Source organism: Actinoplanes sp. NPDC023714 (assembly GCF_040639855.1).
In the GTDB taxonomy this organism is placed as follows: Bacteria; Actinomycetota; Actinomycetes; order Mycobacteriales; family Micromonosporaceae; genus Actinoplanes.
Genome location: NZ_JBFAAR010000013.1, coordinates 61,087 through 77,002 on the forward strand (window position 1 = coordinate 61,087; position 15,916 = coordinate 77,002).

General features: G+C 70.3%; 16 protein-coding genes. 8 read left to right on the top strand and 8 right to left on the bottom strand.

Annotated features, from left to right (window positions below):
- Positions 1 to 30: 30 nt before the first annotated feature.
- Both AB0G10_RS38305 and AB0G10_RS38310 read right to left on the bottom strand, forming a co-directional pair.
- Positions 31 to 591: a histidine phosphatase family protein gene (locus AB0G10_RS38305; protein WP_360933638.1), complete on the bottom strand. Its 561-nt coding sequence runs from the start codon at positions 589 to 591 to the stop codon at positions 31 to 33.
- A gap of 62 nt (positions 592 to 653) precedes the next feature.
- Positions 654 to 1,100 carry a hypothetical protein gene (locus AB0G10_RS38310; protein ID WP_360933641.1) on the bottom strand — a complete coding sequence of 149 codons (447 nt, stop codon included), beginning with the start codon at positions 1,098 to 1,100 and terminating at the stop codon, positions 654 to 656.
- Positions 1,101 to 1,385: 285 nt separating this feature from the next.
- Between AB0G10_RS38310 and AB0G10_RS38315 the strand changes: the two genes are divergently transcribed.
- Positions 1,386 to 1,946 (top strand): hypothetical protein, encoded by a 561-nt coding sequence (locus AB0G10_RS38315; RefSeq protein ID WP_360933644.1) that lies wholly within the window; start codon positions 1,386 to 1,388, stop codon positions 1,944 to 1,946.
- A gap of 486 nt (positions 1,947 to 2,432) precedes the next feature.
- On the top strand, positions 2,433 to 3,212 hold the full coding sequence (gene erm / locus AB0G10_RS38320) for a 23S ribosomal RNA methyltransferase Erm (RefSeq protein ID WP_360933647.1): 780 nt from the start codon (positions 2,433 to 2,435) through the stop codon (positions 3,210 to 3,212).
- Positions 3,213 to 3,712: 500 nt separating this feature from the next.
- On the opposite strand, the gene AB0G10_RS38325 is transcribed toward erm, so the two are convergent.
- A complete protein-coding gene (locus AB0G10_RS38325) occupies positions 3,713 to 4,312 on the bottom strand; it encodes a class I SAM-dependent methyltransferase (protein ID WP_360933649.1) in 600 nt (199 codons plus the stop codon).
- A gap of 23 nt (positions 4,313 to 4,335) precedes the next feature.
- Positions 4,336 to 4,893 carry a cysteine hydrolase family protein gene (locus AB0G10_RS38330; RefSeq protein ID WP_360933652.1) on the bottom strand — a complete coding sequence of 186 codons (558 nt, stop codon included), beginning with the start codon at positions 4,891 to 4,893 and terminating at the stop codon, positions 4,336 to 4,338.
- A 78-nt stretch (positions 4,894 to 4,971) separates the two neighbouring features.
- Here AB0G10_RS38330 and AB0G10_RS38335 point away from each other — a divergent pair, with 78 nt between their 5' ends.
- The 4 genes from AB0G10_RS38335 to AB0G10_RS38350 all read left to right on the top strand — a co-directional run bounded on the left by AB0G10_RS38335 (position 4,972) and on the right by AB0G10_RS38350 (position 8,056).
- Positions 4,972 to 5,949, top strand: a complete 978-nt coding sequence (locus AB0G10_RS38335; RefSeq protein ID WP_360933655.1) for a LacI family DNA-binding transcriptional regulator — start codon at positions 4,972 to 4,974, stop codon at positions 5,947 to 5,949.
- Positions 5,950 to 6,377: 428 nt separating this feature from the next.
- Positions 6,378 to 6,974, top strand: a complete 597-nt coding sequence (locus AB0G10_RS38340; RefSeq protein ID WP_360933658.1) for a GNAT family N-acetyltransferase — start codon at positions 6,378 to 6,380, stop codon at positions 6,972 to 6,974.
- Positions 6,975 to 7,175: 201 nt separating this feature from the next.
- Positions 7,176 to 7,499 (top strand): multidrug efflux SMR transporter, encoded by a 324-nt coding sequence (locus AB0G10_RS38345; protein WP_360933661.1) that lies wholly within the window; start codon positions 7,176 to 7,178, stop codon positions 7,497 to 7,499.
- Positions 7,496 to 8,056, top strand: a complete 561-nt coding sequence (locus tag AB0G10_RS38350; protein WP_360933664.1) for a TetR family transcriptional regulator — start codon at positions 7,496 to 7,498, stop codon at positions 8,054 to 8,056. Before AB0G10_RS38345 ends, AB0G10_RS38350 begins: the two co-directional genes overlap by 4 nt.
- Here AB0G10_RS38350 and AB0G10_RS38355 read toward each other — a convergent pair.
- Both AB0G10_RS38355 and AB0G10_RS38360 read right to left on the bottom strand, forming a co-directional pair.
- On the bottom strand, positions 8,019 to 8,615 hold the full coding sequence (locus AB0G10_RS38355; protein WP_360933667.1) for a TetR/AcrR family transcriptional regulator: 597 nt from the start codon (positions 8,613 to 8,615) through the stop codon (positions 8,019 to 8,021). The two genes, AB0G10_RS38350 and AB0G10_RS38355, sit on opposite strands and share 38 nt — an antisense overlap.
- A 36-nt stretch (positions 8,616 to 8,651) precedes the next feature.
- A complete protein-coding gene (locus AB0G10_RS38360; RefSeq protein ID WP_360933669.1) occupies positions 8,652 to 9,194 on the bottom strand; it encodes a putative glycolipid-binding domain-containing protein in 543 nt (180 codons plus the stop codon).
- Positions 9,195 to 9,295: 101 nt separating this feature from the next.
- Here AB0G10_RS38360 and AB0G10_RS38365 point away from each other — a divergent pair, with 101 nt between their 5' ends.
- Complete coding sequence (locus tag AB0G10_RS38365) at positions 9,296 to 10,249, top strand: serine hydrolase domain-containing protein (protein ID WP_360933672.1); 954 nt, start codon at positions 9,296 to 9,298, stop codon at positions 10,247 to 10,249.
- A 1-nt stretch (position 10,250) separates the two neighbouring features.
- Here the strand turns inward: AB0G10_RS38365 and AB0G10_RS38370 are convergent, their stop codons facing one another.
- Positions 10,251 to 10,586 carry a hypothetical protein gene (locus AB0G10_RS38370; protein WP_360933674.1) on the bottom strand — a complete coding sequence of 112 codons (336 nt, stop codon included), beginning with the start codon at positions 10,584 to 10,586 and terminating at the stop codon, positions 10,251 to 10,253.
- Positions 10,583 to 15,472 (bottom strand): DUF6531 domain-containing protein, encoded by a 4,890-nt coding sequence (locus tag AB0G10_RS38375; RefSeq protein ID WP_360933677.1) that lies wholly within the window; start codon positions 15,470 to 15,472, stop codon positions 10,583 to 10,585. Before AB0G10_RS38375 ends, AB0G10_RS38370 begins: the two co-directional genes overlap by 4 nt.
- Before the next feature lie 136 nt (positions 15,473 to 15,608).
- Between AB0G10_RS38375 and AB0G10_RS38380 the strand changes: the two genes are divergently transcribed.
- Positions 15,609 to 15,893, top strand: a complete 285-nt coding sequence (locus tag AB0G10_RS38380) for a pyrophosphorylase (protein WP_360933679.1) — start codon at positions 15,609 to 15,611, stop codon at positions 15,891 to 15,893.
- Positions 15,894 to 15,916 lie beyond the last annotated feature (23 nt).

The following is a 15,916-nucleotide window of genomic DNA, read 5'->3' on the forward strand; positions in this document are numbered from 1 at the left end:
CCACCATGTGCCGTACCTGTGCGTTGGATGTCAGGCGTTCCAACTGGCGATGACCGGGTCGACGCCGTGCTCGTAGCCCAGCGTGCAGAGCGTCCCGGTGTCCAGCTTCAGCAGCCCGCCGGCGCTCGCCGGAAGCCCGACCCAGCGGGCGCCCGCGACCCGCAGGGCGTGCCCGTGCGCCACCAGTGCCACGTCCTGGCCGACGGCGCGCGCCTTGGCCAGCACCCGGTCCAGCCGGGCGCCGACCTGCTCCGGGGATTCGCCGCCCGGCCCGCCGTGGGTCCAGAGCGACCAGTCCGGCCGGGTCTCGTGGATCTGCTTCGTGGTGATCCCCTCGTACTCGCCGTAGTTCCATTCGGCGAGGTCCTCGGTCACCTCGGTCACGGTGAGCCCGGCGAGCTCGGCGGTCCGCAACGCCCGCCGGCGCGGGCTCGCCAGCACCGCGGCGAAGGTGCGGCCGGCCAGGCGTGCGGCGAGGGCTTGCGCCTGCCGCTCACCCTCCGCGGTCAATTCCAGATCCGTGTACGAGGTGTGGCGCCCGTTCGCGCTCCACTCGGTCTGCCCGTGCCGGACCAGCACGATCTCCGCCATCGGCCCTCCTTGAAGTCGTCACCTGTTTCTACCCGCCGATGATCGACTTGCAAGGGTGATCTCTATGACCAGGCTCCCGGCCGGTCGTCCCAGCGCAGCGTCAGCGGGTGGCGCTCCTCGTCCCGGGCCGCCAGGCTCTCCAGCGCTCGCAGGTATTGCCGCTGCGAGATCTCGCCGCTCAGCAGCTGGCCGGTGAGGATTCCCTCCAGGGTGGTCGGTGCGGCGCCCGGCTCGGCGTGCCCCTGGCTGCCGGGGTTCACCCGGGCGGAACCGCGGAAGCGGCGCGGCCGTTCGCCGTCCGGCTCCTGCGGTGACCACCGCGGCGTCTCCGGGCCGGTCCACCGCGGTTTTTCGGAGCCGTTCCAGCGTGGCTCATCCGAGCCGTCCCAGCGTGGCTTATCCGCGCCGTCCCAGCGTGGCTTCTCGGGCGCCGGGCCTTTGGAGAGCGGCCAGAGGGCGAGCACCGCTGCGAGGATCAAGCCCACCACAGCCACGAAGAGAACCATCATCACAACCACCCCCTGGGTGACATCTTCGCCACAACTACGGCTGATCACGAGACGAGCGGGTGAAGTTTCGTCGTCGAACACCGCGTGACCAGGCTATTGACGTTCTGTCAGCCATCCGACCCGATTCAGATGGCGCGAGATCACCCGGGCAACGTCGACGACCGCTCCATGACCGTCGATGCGTGACGGGACTTTGGTCCCGGGAACCGGGTCCCTCCGGCACCGGTGCGCGGCCGCCCGCGGGCGAATAGTCAGAGGTGAGGACAACGTCTTAGGGAGGACCAGATGGCCACCATCGGCCGCGAGAACGTCGCCCACCTCGAGAGCGTCGAGGCGCCGGGCTCCATGTTGACCCACACCGCCGCTCGTGCACTGGCCGTGCTCCGGATCGCCACCGGGTTCGTCTTCCTCTGGGCGTTCCTGGACAAGACGTTCGGCTTCGGCTACGCCACCCCCTCCGCCCGTGCCTGGATCAACGGCGGCTCGCCGGCCAAGGGCTTCCTCGGCTCGCTCGAGACCGGCCCGTTCGTCGACGCCTTCCACGGCATGGCCGGCAACCCGGTCGTCGACTGGCTCTTCATGCTCGGCCTGCTCGGCATCGGCGTCGCCCTCATCGCCGGTATCGGCCTCCGCGTCGGCGCCGTCGCCACCGGCCTGATGATGGCCTTCATGTGGGTCGCCGAGTGGCCCCTCGCCGCCGGCTCGAGCAACCCGATCGTCGACTACCACGTGATCTACGCGCTGGCGGCGGCCGTCCTGGCCCTCACGTACGCCGGCCACACCTGGGGCCTGGGTCGCCTGTGGGCGAAGCTGCCCCTGGTCCAGCGGAACCGCTGGCTGATCTGAACAGACCCGCCCCACCCTCAGCCCGGCCGGAACCCCCTCCGGCCGGGCTGTTTCCGCCCCCGCCTTCCTGTCCCCGCCTCTCCGCCTTCGTCCCTGCCGCCCGTCCCCGCCTCTCTGCCTTCGTCCCGTCTCCCTGCCTCCCTGCCTCCGTCTCCGCCGCCCGTCCTCGTGCGGGCTGCTTCTCTGTCTGCTTCTCTGTCTGCTTCTCTGTCTGCTGCTCGGACTGCCGAAAATCGGGTGCCCTTCGCGGCGGGCGGGACTACGGTTCCGGCCATGAACACGACGCACGCTCTCCTCGCCGTGGCGCTGACGCCCGCGCGGGGACCGCTGCACGCGATCCGTCTGCGCGCCGGGCGTCCCGCCCTGGCCTGACGCCGACCGATCATCCGCTGATCAGCCAGGGCCCGGAGTCCTCTTCCGATTCGGACGGGCCTCGATGACGCCTGTCCGCAGTCGCCGCATCCCAGCGGCAGACAGGACGAAGCCATGGCGCCACACTCTTCTTTCCGGCGTGAGCACGCCCGTGCCCGCCGCGCGTACGGACAGAACTTCCTGGCCGATTCCTCGGCCGCCCGCCTGATCGCCGACATCGCCGTCGCCGATCCGGGCATGCTCGTCTACGAGGTGGGCGCCGGCCGTGGCCGTCTCACCACCGAGCTGTTGCGCCGCCGCGCGCGCGTAGCCGCGTACGAAATCGATCCGGCCCTGGCCGCCACCCTGCCGCACCATGCACGCCTCAGCGTGCGCACCGACGATTTCCTGGCGGCCATGCCGCCGGAGGAGACCTTCGCGGTGGCGGGCAACATCCCGTACGGTCTCACCTCACCGGTGATCACCTGGTGCCTGAACGCGGCCGCTCTCCGCCGGGCGACCCTGCTGACGCAGTGGGAGTACGCCCGCAAACGCACCGGCGACTACGGCCGCTGGAGCCGCCTCACGATCCTGACCTGGCCCGACTTCACCTGGAGCCTCGCCGCCCGAGTACCCGCATCCGCCTTCCGCCCGGTCCCGCGCGTAGACGGCGGCGTCCTGGTCTTGGACCGCCGCCCGACCCCGCTGATCCCACCGGAGCGCCGGCCCGGCTATCAGACCCTGGTGGAGCGAGGCTTCACCGGCGTGGGCGGCTCCCTGTTCGCCACTCTCACGCGCCATTACGGCCAGCGCCGGACGTCAGCGGCGTTCCGCGCCTGCCGCCTGAACCAGGACCTACCCGTGGGCACCATCTGGCCCGAACAGTGGCTCACCCTCTTCCGCCTGCTCACCTAGCCCACCGCCCCGGCCGGGTCTCACCAACCCGGCCGGATTCGATCAGCCCCGGCCGGGTCTCACCAGCCCGGCCGGGGCTAGCAGGGTTCCGACGGTTCCCTGCGGCCCACCGGCCAGACTCTTGCCCGAAGGGCCGAGCATTGCTGCGGCTTGCAAGGTCCCGCTCGCCCGCCCAAACCCGCCCAAGCCTCAGCCCGCCGGAGCCTGAGCCCGCCCAAGCCCGCCGGAGCCGAAGCCCGCCCGCCCGAGCCGAAGCCCGCCCGCCCGAGCCGAAGCCCGCCCGCCCGAGCCGAAGCCCGCCCGAGCCTCAGCCCGCCCGAGCCCGCCCGAGCCGAAGCCCACACGAGCCCCAGCCCGCCCGAGCCTCACCCCGCACCGCCGCTCGGCTGTCGGTCTCGTGCGCACTCAGCCCCAGCCTGGCCGGCCCACCGACCAGACCGCGAGATCGCAGCCTGACACCGCCGACGCCGTCACCGGCGAAGCGGACACCGACCGCGCGGTCAGGCCGCCGCGCCCGCCCGGAGGATCGCGACCAGGAAGTCGGCGCCCGGCACGAACGGCCGCAGGTCCCAGGTGCTCAGCAGCAGGTCCTGATCGAGGCCTGCGCTCTCCGCGTCCTTGAGGAACTCGTCGAACTCATACCCCCGTCCCGCACCGAAACCGACGACCACGCGGCCGCCGTCCGCGAGGTGCTCCCGGAACCGCCGCAGGATCGTCCCGCGACTGCTCGGGCCCGCGAACGTCATCACGTTCCCGGGGCACACCACCACGTCGAAGCTCTCCCCCAGCGCCAGCTCCGACAGGTCGCCCACCTGCCAGCGCGCACCCGGATAGTCCCGTTTCGCCTCCTCGATCAGCGCCGGATCGAGGTCGACACCGACGACGTCGTGCCCGTTCAGCGCGAGCCGCCCGCCCACGCGTCCCGTCCCGCACCCGGCGTCGAGGATCCGGGCGCCCCGGGGCCCCATGGCGTCGATCATGCGAGCCTCGCCGCCGAGATCGTCGCCGCGGGCCGCCATAGCCCGGAAGCGATCGATGTACCACTGCGAGTGTCCCGGGTCTTCGGCGATCTTCTGCAGCCACAGGTTGTCGGTGCTCATAGGTCCAGCTTAGGAACCTGTGATCATCCGCCGAACGTGACCTTCGCCGTCTCCTCCGTCCCGCCGGTGCGGCCCGGCGCGCTCTGCCACTGCCAGTAGAGGTTGGTGTGCGCGATGACCTGCTCCGGTGCGGGCGCACCCCACTTCGACAGGTCTTCCGTCGTGTGCGCGTCGGAGACCAGGGTGACGTCGTAGCCCCGGACGAAGCCGCCGTGGATCGTCGACCGGATGCACGCGTCACTCTGCGCGCCGGTGACGACGAGGCGGCCGACCTTGCGCGCGGCCAGCAGCTCCTCCAGCTCGGTGGCCTCGAACGAGTCGCCATAGTTCTTGTGAACGAGCGGCTCGGCGTCGTTGCGCTGGAGCTCGGGAACGTATTCCCAGTCTTCGCTGCCCTGCGCCAGCCCGTCGCTGTCGGAATGCTGCACCCAGATCACCGGCACGTCCTCGACGCGGGCCTTCTCCAGCAGCGTATTGATATTCGCGATCACCTCGTCGCGCCGCGGGGCGCCGGCGACCACTCCTTTCTGCACGTCGATGATCAGCAGTGCGGTGTTCGGTCGATCGGTCAATGTCGTCATGCCCCGCACAGTAGACCGGCCCCCCGACAAAAACGGGGCGGCGAAAAACTGTCGTACGCCGGAGGCATGATGCAAGGCATGACAGCGAACCCCGGCCTCATCGACGTGGCCCGCCGCGCCGGCGTCTCCACCGCGACGGCCTCGCGCGTGCTCTCCGGCCGGGGCCCCTCCTCCCCCGCCAGCCGCGACGCCGTCCGCCGGGCCGCGGCCGAGCTGGGTTACGTGCCCCACCCGGTCGCCCGCCGGCTCGCCCACCGGTCCGGCACCCGGATCGTCTTCGCGGTCCGCGACGAGCGGCCCGACATCCTGCGCGACCCGTTCGTCACCAGGGCGGCCGCCGCGATGGCAGCCACCACCGAGGCCGAGGGCCTGGGCACCGCGCTCCTCCGTCTTCCCCTCCACGCGGCCGCCGAGCTCGACCGCCTGGCAGCCGACCGCAGCGTCGCCGCCCTGGTCCTGGCCGGCCACGACCGTGCGCTGATCGACCGCTTGCCCGCGGCCCTGCGCTCCCGGACGGCAACGATCGGCGCCGGCGGCAGCGACGTCGACAGCGCTGCCGGGATCGGCGCCCTGCTCCACCACCTGCACCGGACGGGCCGCCGCCAGATCGCCCTGATCGCCGGCCCGCGCTGGCTGGCGGCTTCGCGGGCGCCGCTGGCCGCCTATGCCAATCTCGTGCGCGAGACGGGTTCGCCCACCCGCATCGTGCACGGCGACTTCACCATCGCCCGTGGCCGCGCGGCGGCCCGCGAAATCCTCCGCCGCTGGCCCGGCACCGACGCGATAGCGACAGTCAGCGACGCCACGGCGGTCGGCGTCCTGCAGGCGCTGTCGGCGGCAGGCATCCGCGTGCCCGACGACGTGGCGGTGACCGGTTTCGACGACAGTCCCCTGGCCGAGGCGGTGCATCCGGGCCTGTCGACCGCCACCCACCCGGTCGAGCTGATCGCGGTGTCAGCCGTCCGGGCCGCCCTGGGTGAGCCGTCCGCGGGCCGCCTGTTCCCCAGCCATCCGGTGTTCCGCGGTTCGTGCGGTGGACCGGCGGCGGCAGCTTAGGAGGCGCGTATCGAAAGGTCGAGCTCAGCGGAAGATGACGGTCGGTGGATGGCCGACCGCTGACTGCCGGCGAACTCGAACGCCCGAGCGGCTGGGAAATCCCGGCTCTCGTGCGCGTGGAGTGGCATGGCGAACGTCCTGGCCGGCGTCCTAGGAGGCTAGGAAAACCGCCAAGGTACATCGGAGGCAGGGCGTCGAGTGCATCCGGCACGGGACGACGAGTGCCCATCAGGACATGGCGACGAGATGGGTCGCTAAGGACGAAGGGCGCCTCGACGTAAGCGGAGGCGGAGGCGCGAGCGGAGGCGGAGGCGTAAGCGGAGGCGGAGGCGCGAGCAGAAGCGGAAGCGGTGAAGCAGGCGAAGGAGACTCGGGAAGTGCGAGATGAGCGTTGCGGTGGAAGCGGTTCCACGAAATAGGGTGCGGCCGTGCCTGAGATCCGCGCCTATCGGGGCAGTGACCTGCCCGCTCTCTATGACATCTGCGTCCGCACGGCGGCGGCGGGAGGTGATGCTCGCGGGCTGTACTCGACCGACGACCTGATGGGCGATCTCTTCGCGGCGCCGTACGCGCATCTCGAACCGGAACTGGCGTTCGTCGTCGACGACGAGGGCGAGGCTGTCGGCTACGTCGTCGGGACTGCGGACACGACCGGTTTCGTTCAGCGATACCGGGCCGAGTGGATCCCCCGGGTCGGCGACAGGTACCCGGTTCCGCCGGCGCCACCGCGGACGGCGGAGCAGGACATGCACGCGCTCCACCACAACCCGGAGCGGATGCTCGTGCCGGGACTCGACGGCTACCCCGCCCACCTGCACATCGATCTGCTGCCGCCCTACCAGCGCCGGGGCTACGGCCGGCAACTCGTCGCGCGGTTCCTGTCCGCGGTGCCGGCACCCGGCGTCCACGTCGGCATGGTGACCGAAAACGTCAAGGCGAGAGCGTTCTACGACCGCCTCGGCTTCGTCGAGCTGCCGGTGCCCGACCCGGGTCCACTGACCTACCTCGGGATCACGACCACCTGAAGAAACGCGATCACGACCCCCTGAAGAAACGCGATCACGACCACCGGAGCCGATTGCCCGAAAAGTCCCCCATCAAAGCCGGCCCGGAGCCACGGTGCTCCGGCCGTACCCAAGAAGGAGCTGGAAGCGAAACGCCTGGCTTGACCCTCCCCCGCTTTTGTACGATCGTACAAGTACAGAAGTACAAGAGAGGGCGCCACCATGGCCTACGTGTTCCTGTTCGTGGCGATCTCCGCAGAACTCATCGGCACGAGCCTCATGAAGGCGACCGAGGGCTTCACGCGCCTGTGGCCCACCCTGGCGTGCCTGACCGCCTACGGAGCGTCATTCGTGCTGCTCGCACAGGCGGTCAAGGGCATCCCGGTCGGCGTCGCCTACGCGATCTGGTCGGGGGTCGGCACGGCGGCGATCGTGGCGATCGGCGCGGTGTTCCTCGGCGAACCGGTCACCACGGTTAAAGTGGCCGGAATTTCGCTGATCATTGCCGGAGTCGTGATGCTGAACGTCAACGGGACGGCGCATTGACCGGCCGCCGCACGCGGGATCCGGAGGCGCGCAAGGCCGCGCTCGCCGCCGCCACCATGGAAGTGATCGCCGAGGCGGGTGTCGGGCGGACCACGCATCGCGCCGTCGCGGCCAAGGCCGGCCTCCCGCTGGGCGCTACAACCTACTATTTCCCGACATTGGACGATCTGATCGCCGCCGGTCTCCACCACGCGGTCGCCACGCTCCAGTCCGATTTGAATCAGTGGGAGGAGCGTCTCCGGGACGCGCCGGACATGGCGGTGGCGCTCACCCGGCTGTGCAAGGAGTATCTCGCCGATCGCCGCCAGGTGCGGCTCGAGTACGAATTGTGCCTGGCAGCGGCCCGGGATGCGGCGCTGCGACCGCTCGCCGACGTGTGGATGCGCGGCCTGCCGGCGATCCTCGAACCCCATGTCGGCGCGGCGGCGGGCAGGGACATCGGCGCGCTGATCGACGGGATCATCCTGCTGGCGCTGACGACCGAAACCGATCTGGATGAGCCGGGCTTGACGGCGGCGATCAGGAAGCTGGCAGCACCAGCGCCCGAACCCCGCTGACATACTGCTGACGATCAACGTTCCCGACCAGGATCCGCTGCAGGATGTAGCCCTGGATGAGTCCGAAAAGGGCCACCCCGACCCCGACCGGATCGGCGTCCGCGCTCAGCTGCCCACCGGCCTGCGCCCGCTCCGCGATCCCGATCGCCCGGGAGCGGACCCGGCCGTAGATGCCGGACACGATCGCCGCCACCTCCGGATCGTGCACCGCCTCGCCCCAGACCTGCACGGCGATCCGCACCGGCCCGTCATGATCGATCGAGTGGTCCACGAGCTCCAGGACCCGGTCGATGATCTCCGTGACCGGCGGCATCGGATCGGCGGCCAGCACGTCGTCGAGCACCGACGTGACCTCGCCGATCTTCTCGCCGGCGATCGCCGTGATCAGCTCGTTCTTGCTCTTGAAGTAGCGGTAGAAGGCGCCGACCGAGAGGTCCGCCTCCTTGATCACGTCCTGCATCGACGACTGGTGGAAGCCCTTGCGGAGGAAGCAGCGCACGGCCGCGTCGACGATCTGCCGGCGGCGGGCGGCGAGGTGGGCATCGGAGACGCGGGGCACCCGGCCATCCTAGGCGTCCGGTGTCCGCACCGTCGTTCACAGGGCGCGGCGGAATTGCCCGGCGCGCGCGCTCACCATCCCTGACCGATCCAGCTCATAGGTCACGGCCGGCCCGCCGCCCGTCACGCGCAGCCGGCTCTCGCTGATCCGGTGGAAGGTGACCATCGTCGTGGAGATCTCCAGCGAGGGCACCGCGACCCGGATCACCGGCCTCCGCACGGGTTCGGTCCCGAGCCCGCGCATCGCCCAGCTCAGAAAGATCGGCGAGCCGTCGACCAGCACCGACGCTTCCGCGTCGAGATCGGGATGGGTCACCCAACTGCCGCCGGTGCGGCGCATCTCGAGGGTACGGGTCCAGCCGGCGCCCTTGCATCCGACCACGAGGTCCACCACTCCCGCGTCGTCGTCGAGGCCGGCCCGCCAGTCGAGCGCGTAGGGCTCGCGACCGGCGACCACGACCGTCCCGCTCACATGATCGGGACCGGGAACGACCAGTTCGGTCCCGATCACGCCGGTGCGCTGCCACGCCACCGGGCCGGTCAGGACTGCTTCCGGCGCACGTGTGCCGATCGTGGTCATGACGCCTCCTTTGCCGCCAACGCCATCGTGGCACCCCGGTTCCACCGTTACCACCCATTCGTCCGAACGCGCGCTTGCACGGCCGGACCATCATCGAGGCCATGCCCGATCTCGATCAGACGGTCTCCCGGCTCGCCGCGAACCGGCACGGCGTCGTGGTCGCGACCATCACCGGCGACGACGTCACCGTCCGCGGCACGGCCGGCCTCGGCGCCACCACCCGCTTCGAGATCGGCTCGATCACCAAGGTCTTCACCGCGCTCGCCCTGGCCCGCCTCGCTCTCACCGGCCGGGCCGCCCTCGACGAGCCGCTGCGCGACCTCCTTCCGGCCGGCACCTCCTGTCCGCCTTCGATCACCCTGCGGCACCTGGCCACGCACACCTCCGGCCTCCCCCGCCTGCCACCGGGCATGCTGCGCGGCGCCCTCCTCAACCCCTTCCAACCCGATCCGTACGCCCACTGCACCGAGCGTTACCTGCTCGCCGCACTGGGCCGTGCCCGCCTGCGCAGCGCCCCGGGCCGCCGCTTCCACTATTCGAACTTCGGCGCCGGCCTGCTCGGTCTCGCGCTCGCCCATCGCGCCGGGCTCCCCTACGACGACCTGGTCAGGCGCGAGATCCCGGGCTTGTTGTGTACGTCGACCGCGGGCGTGGCTACCCCGGGCCACAAGAGGAACGGCCGTCCCGCGGCGCCGTGGAACCTCGCCGCCCTCGCCGGCGCCGGAGGCCTGCGCTCCACGGCCGCCGACATGGCGTCGTTCGTGCAGGCCCACTGGCGTCCCACCAGTGAGCTGGCGCCCGCAGTCGACCTGGCCCTGAGCATCGAGCACCGCGTCAACCCGTTCCTGACCGCCCACCTGGGCTGGATGTCCCGCCGCCTCCACCCGAAACAGGGCGGCCACCAGCAGTTCTTCCACAACGGCGGAACCGGCGGCTTTGTCTCGTTCGCCGCCTTCGACCCGCAGAGAAGAGTCGGCGTGGTGGCCCTCTCGGACACCCAGAGGTCGGTGGACGGGCCGGCGTTCGAGCTGCTGACGAGCTTGCAGTCGGCCTAGCTCAGCCTTCCCAGTCCCGGATGAGTTTCTCCTGGATCTCGGGCGGCAAGCCGTCCAGATTCGGCAACGGCCTGTCTTCCTCCGGCATCCCCCACGGCGCAGGTAGCAGCCCTTCCCTCTGCAACCGCCGGGTGCGGAGGGTGTTGAGGTACTCCTGCGGAAGTTCCTCACGAGGGATGGGCTCCCCGGTGGACTTCCGCTTGGCGGAGATGATCCGCATCAGCGGACGCTCGGGGCTCGGACCGCGCTGAGCCCATTCCGCCAGTGGCATCTCGATGTCGGCCCACGGATGACTGACCGTGACCAGCACGTCGTCGAACTCCGAACGCTCGATCATGGCCCTCCGATCGGGGGATTCCCATAGGGATTCGGCTTCGTCTCCTGAAGGAAGTCTGCGAGATCATCTTTGTAGAACAGTCGTTCGCCCTCATGGTGGGATAGGTCGAAGTCGGGCTTGTGCAGGCGGTCCGCCGGCACCAGGAACCGGCTCAGATCGGGTGCCCGGCGCGGGGATCCGTAGTCGTCGCCATGGATGATCCCTCGAAGGTCGAAGTCGGTCGTCTTCGCGGCGGCGGCCGGGTCGAGGGTCACGCTGACGAAGGGGCTGTTCTCCTTGATTCCTCTCGCATGATTCTCGATCATCCCGCGGAAGAAGGCCGGGTCCTCGTCGAGCTTCCGTTCCATGACCGACTGGACCACCGGGGATTCCCTGGACAGGTTGGATCTCAGGCTCTCCGGATCGGCAGCGGTATGGAATCGCCACACCTCCACGAGTCCGTCGTCGACCGGAGGGCTTGCTCCTACTCGGGCGCCCGGAGCGCGGAGCACGCCGCCGGCGAGGAGGTCGGATGTCAGGGCCCTCGGGTTGAAGATGTCGCCGCCGGTGAGGCCCCGGTCCAGGCCGCCGGTGACGACGTTCTCGGCGCCGTTGATGATCAGTTCGCGGGTGAGCGGATTGGTGGCTGCCAGCCGGGTGGAACTGCTGAGCGCCGCCACCGTGCCCGCGCCGACGCCGCCCGCCGCCGCGCCGATGAGGGCGTCGCGGCCCACCCGGCTCCAGTCGACGTCACCTGTCGTGAACTTCTGAATGCCCGCGCTCGCACCGCCCGCGATCAAGCCACCGGATGCCGCCATCAGCGCGATCCCGGCCGGGCCGCCCACGCCGGTGAACATCAGGGCCACGCCGCCCGCGACCATGGCGCCCGCTGCCAGATACTCCCAGTTGTCGGCGGTCCAGTCGGCGGCGTCCTCGAAGAAGCCGCTGCCCAGGCCGTCGCGGTAGGCGGCCAGCTCGCTGTCCGAAATCGGTCGCAGGCCCAGGGGGTCGGCGTGGTTGACCGGGTCGTTGCCGGCGTAGTGGTAGGGGTTCGCCGACCAGGCGGTGCCGGGCACGGCGGGCAGCAGGTCGGGGCTCAGGAATCCGCGCGTGGACGGATCGTAGACGCGGTGGCGCAGCCAGGTGAGGCCGGCGAACTCCAGCTCGCCGCGGAAGCCGATGCCCGGCGCCACGAGCCCCGGCGCGCCCCACTCGTCCCGTACCGATGAGGGTGTTCCCTGCCAGTCGGGATCCAATTCGGTCTCGCCCAGTTGCCAGGGCACGCCGGGCCCCACGATCGGCTTGCCGCCCAGCCAGCACGGGGCGCGGTCCCACAGCACCGCCTGCCCCTCGACTTCGGCCAGTTCGCCCGTTATATCCACGCGCACCGGGATGCGGCGGCCTTCCACGACGACCGCTTGGAGACGACCGAAACCATCCCATTCGTACGATCGAAGCCGGTCACGCAGCCTACGCCCCGACCCGTCGTGGGAGAACCCGGCGGGCTGGCCGGCGGCGTCGTAGGAGAACGTTCGATCGCCGTCGCGGACGAGGCGGCCCGCGGCGTCGTACTCCAGGGCCCGGTCGCCCGCCGCGACGAGCTGCCCGGCCGCGTCGTAGCCGAAGGAACCCGCGGTCCGGCCGCCCGCGTCGGAACCGTGGGAGCTCGCAATGTGGCCGCTCGCATCGGAATCGAAGGAGCGCGTGATCCGGCCGCCCGCATCGCGCTCGAAGCGGGTCACCGAGGAGCCGAACACATACGCGGCGAGCCGACCCTCGGCGTCATATTTCCAGGTGGCGCGCCTGCCATCGGTTCCGGTCACGGCGACGATCCGGCCCAGCGCGTCCCGGCTGATCGCGAGACGACCGGTCAGCGGATGGGCCGTTTCGGACATCAGCCCGCCGCCGTCGTAGGCGAACGTGGTCGTGGAACCGTCCGGCAGGATGAGGGCGGTCTGCTCGCCGTCCGGCCCGTACCGGCGGCTCAGCGCCAACCCGTCCCGGTCCCGGGAGATCAGCCGCCCGGCCCGGTCCCAGACGAGGCGCTGCCGATACGGCCCGTCGTCGATCGCGACCGGCCGGCCGAGCACGTCGCGCCGGAACGTCACGGCCGAACCGTCGGCGGCGGTCATCGAGACGACCCGGCCGGAGACGTCGTGACGCCAGGTGACGGTACGTCCGGCGCCGTCCGTCCGGCTGCGCAGCCGTCCCGAAGGATCCCAGGTGAACGTGGTCGTCCGCCCGAGAGGATCGGTCTCGGCGACAACCCGGCCACGCTCGTCGTGACGGCGGGTGACGGTCCCGCCGAGCGGATCGGTGATCGCCGTGAGCCAGCCGCGCGGGTGGTAGGCATAGGTGGTCCGTCCGCCGAGCGCATCGACGGCAGTCACGACCCGACCGGCCGCGTCGCGCTCGAAACGGCGCGTCCCACCGGCCGGATCGGTGATCGCCACGACGCGTCCGAGCAGGTCACGGAGGAAGCGCGTCTCGCCGGCCGTCGCCCGGACCGCGCCGGGCGTCGTCCGGCCCTCGTCCGGCGTCGCATCCTCTGAGTGCGGATTCCGGAGAGCGCGAGCACGGGCGATCATCCGCCCGCCCTCGTCGTAGCGGAAAACCGTCGATCCGGCGGCGACCAGGGCGCCGTCGGCGTCGTACGCGAACTCGGTGCGGCGGCCCGCGCCGTCCGTCGCGGCGGTGCGGCGACCGGCCGCGTCGTATTCGAAAACGGTCTCGCGGCCGCCCGGCGAGATCAGGCGGCGGATGCGGCCGGCCGGCGTGTATTCGATCCGCTTCACGCCGCCGACCGGATCGGTGATCGTGGTCCGCCGGCCGCACTGATCGTATCCGGCCAGCGCCGCGGTGCCGTCCGGCCGTAGGTGGGCGACGGCCCGGCCGAGCGTGTCGTATTCGAAGGCGCTGCCGGTGAGGCCGTCACCGAGCCCGGTGATCCGCCCGTTGTCGTCGACGGTCACGGTGCGGTGTACGCCGGCCGGGTCGACGGCGCCGATCGGATTCCCCTCGGCGTCGTATTCGCGCAGCCAGGTGGCGCCGGCCGGATCGGTCGTCGCGGTGAGGCGGGCCAGCGCGTCGTAGGCGAAGTCCCACTTGGCGCCGTCAGCGGCGACGAGCCGCACCAGATTGCCGTCGTCGTCGTAGCGGCGACCGGTCACATGCCCGAGCGGATCGGTGGTCGCCTCGACCGCGCCGTGCACTCCATAGGCGGTCTCGCGGCGCGCGCCGGTCGGATCGGTAACGGACACGATCCGGCCGCCGGGCGAGTAGCCATACCGCCACACGCCACCGCCCGGATCCACCCGCTCAACGAGCCGGCCGCGATCGTCGTACCGGAAAAAGGTCTCCCGCCCCAGCGGCGTGACCGCCCCGACCAGCCTGCCCTCACCATCACGCCGCAGACGAGCAGTGTTGCCGAGCGCATCGGTCACCGAGACCAGATCACCGGCATCATCGAACCCGAACGACAACCGAACCCCATCAGGATCGGTCACTTCAGAAACAAGCCCATCGCGTACGACAAACCGCGTGACCCCACCCTCGCCATCGACGATCTCGCTAGGGACACGATCCCCGCCCGAGTATCGATATCGGACAGCAGAGTCCCCGGCCGACACCTCCTCCAGGCGCCCCTCGTCGTCGTAGCGGTACTCGAAGAGCGCACCACCCGGCTCCGCCCGCCGCAACAGACGACCCCGGTCATCCCACCGCAACGTCGTCACCGCGCCCTTGCGATCGGTGACCGTGACCGGATTCCCCCACTCGTCATAGGTACGACTCAGCCGCGCCCCATGACCGTCCGTCACCGACAACAACCGCCCACGATCGTCATGGACATACACGTTGCCGACACCCACGACGGTGACCCGCCCCGGCAGGTAGGCGTATCGCGTGCGCCCTCCGAACCGGGAGACCTGCTCGACCACCCGCCCGTCCGCGTCATAGCTGTTCCGTGCCTCGGCGACTCCATCGCCGTCGACGACGGCGACCACCCGGCCCTGATCGTCGTATTCATAGCGATCGCCGTTCGCCTCGACCAGAACACCGTTCGCGTAGTCATAGGAGACGTCACCGACCGCCGTGATCCGATCCCCCGACCACCCGACCGTGACCGCCCGCCCACCACGCCGCGTAAGACTGATCAATCGCCCGTCGGCATAACCGAACGTCACCCTGTCCGCCCGCGCCACCCGCCCGGAACCGTCGAACACCCACACCCGGCCGTCGAACCACCGCAACTCCAGGCCATCACCGACCGGCACCACCTCGGCCGCGACGCCCACCACACGCCCATAACCGGCACCCTGACGAGGAAACACCGCCCGCTGACCATCCGGACCCGCATAAGCCGCACCTTCGACGTCAGCGATCAACCGGCAATCAGCCCACGACGACCACCCCGCACCGAACGCCCCGACCACCGACGACCGGCTGTTATAAACACGGCGCCACTGATGAGAATCAGTCACCGCGATCAAGAAATTACCCGTCGCCGTATTCACCGGATCATCCGCGAAACCGCTGCTGGGCGGAAATCCGTACGCAATGGGATCGTCGAAAGTCACCGCAGCCCGACCACCACCCAAGCCGGCGGCGCGCAGCGACGCGGCGATCGCCGCATCCGGGAGCGTGGCGAGAGAACCGTCGCCGCCGGCCGCCCGGAACGCCTCGGCGATCTGCGCCACCCACTGCGCGTCGATCTCGTTGAGGTCCAGATAGCGGCCGAAAGCGCTGATCAGCGACGTCGCGTCGAGCGCACCCCAGCGATTGCCGTCCTGAAACTCGGCGTAGGCGGCGCGCAACCGAGCCGCCTGCCCACGGAGATCGTCGTCGGCCGCACGGCTCCCACGGACGAAAGCGTCCAGATCGTCGGGGCGTGCCGAACTGACGGCCACTACGCGCCCATCATATCGATCAACGCCATCCCCCGAATCCGACAGGTGATTGCGATGATAGGCCTGTTGCGCGGACAATGTCAGTCCGGAAGAAGCTCCGTCAATTTCGATCAACGAATGCGGGGGAATGGTCACGATGGCGGCACGGGTACTCTCGACGGACCAGGCGAAGACGTCCATCCAGCAGATCCAGGCGATCATCAACGGCGGGCTCACCGACCAGATCGCCCAGCTCGACGCGCAGGGAAAGATGCTCTCCAACCCCGACATCTGGGACGGTCCGCTCGCCCAGCAATTCCGCGACCAGACGTGGCCGGAGACCAAATCCGCGCTCGACAAGGCCAAGCAGGAATTGGATCAATTGCGCGACCAGTTGCAGAAGATCGCCCAGAACATCATGACCGCCGGCGGCGGCTACTGACCGATCCGGTCACCGGGGCCGGC